Genomic DNA, 1,475 nt, shown 5'->3' with positions numbered 1-1,475 from the left:
AAGGCGAAGTTGCTGACGGAGGCGCATGGTCGTGTGACGTTTGACGACGTGGCGGGGATCGACGAGGCCAAGGAGGATCTGCAGGAGGTGGTCGAGTTCCTGCGCGATCCGCAGAAGTTCCAGCGCCTCGGCGGGCGCATTCCGCGCGGCGTGCTGCTGGTCGGCCCGCCCGGCACCGGCAAGACGCTGACCGCCCGTGCGGTGGCCGGCGAGGCCAATGTGCCGTTCTTCACCATTTCGGGCTCCGACTTCGTCGAGATGTTCGTCGGCGTCGGCGCCAGCCGCGTGCGCGACATGTTCGAGCAGGCCAAGAAGAACGCGCCCTGCATCATCTTCATCGACGAGATCGACGCGGTCGGGCGCCATCGCGGCGCCGGGCTCGGCGGCGGCAACGACGAGCGCGAGCAGACCCTCAACCAGCTCCTGGTCGAGATGGACGGCTTCGAGGCCAACGAGGGCATCATCATCATCGCCGCCACCAACCGCCCCGACGTGCTCGACCCGGCGCTGCTGCGTCCGGGCCGCTTCGACCGTCAGATCGTGGTGCCCAACCCGGACGTGACCGGGCGCGAGAAGATCCTGCGCGTGCACGTGCGCAAAGTCCCGCTGGCTCCCGACGTCGACCTGAGGGTGATCGCCCGCGGCACGCCCGGCTTTTCCGGCGCCGATCTGATGAACCTGGTCAACGAGGCGGCGCTGCTGGCGGCCCGGCGCGGCAAGCGCATCGTGACCATGCGCGAGTTCGAGGACGCCAAGGACAAGGTGATGATGGGGGCGGAGCGGCGCACCCTGGTGATGACCGACGACGAGAAGCGGCTGACCGCCTATCACGAGGCCGGGCATGCGATCGTGGCGCTCAACGTGCCGGCGACCGATCCGGTGCACAAGGCGACGATCATTCCGCGCGGGCGGGCGCTGGGCATGGTGATGCAGCTGCCCGAGCGCGACAAGCTGTCGATGAGCTTCGAGCAGATGACCTCGCGCCTGGCGATCATGATGGGCGGGCGGATTGCCGAGGAGATGATCTTCGGCAAGGAGAAGGTGACCTCGGGCGCGCAGTCGGACATCGAGCAGGCGACCCGGCTGGCGCGGATGATGGTGACCAAGTGGGGGTTTTCGCCCGAGCTGGGCACGGTGGCCTATGGCGAGAACCAGGACGAGGTGTTCCTGGGCATGCAGATGGGCCGGCAGCAGAACGTGTCGGAAGCGACCGCGCAGAAGATCGACTCGGAGGTGCGGCGTCTGGTCGAGACCGGGCTCAACGACGCGCGGCGGATTCTGACCGAGAAGCAGCACGATCTCGAGGCGCTGGCGCGGGGGCTGCTGGAATACGAGACCTTGACCGGCGAGGAGATCCGCAACCTGCTCGACGGGCAGCCGCCGGTGCGCGATGCGGGCGGTGATCCGGTGACCCCGGCGCGCGGCTCCGCCGTGCCCTCCACCCGACCAGGCCGACCCAGAGAAAACGACGGGGG

1 protein-coding gene is annotated in these 1,475 nt (G+C 68.5%); it reads left to right on the top strand.

What is annotated here, in order from left to right; all coding sequences use genetic code 11:
• Positions 1–1,475 (top strand): ATP-dependent zinc metalloprotease FtsH (gene ftsH / locus ACS5Q0_RS27435; RefSeq protein WP_473129781.1); only part of this gene is annotated, 1,475 nt, incomplete at both ends.

It is taken from the genome of Microvirga sp. HS2 (genome assembly GCF_055792805.1).
This window is presented reverse-complemented; position numbering and strand designations above follow the sequence as displayed.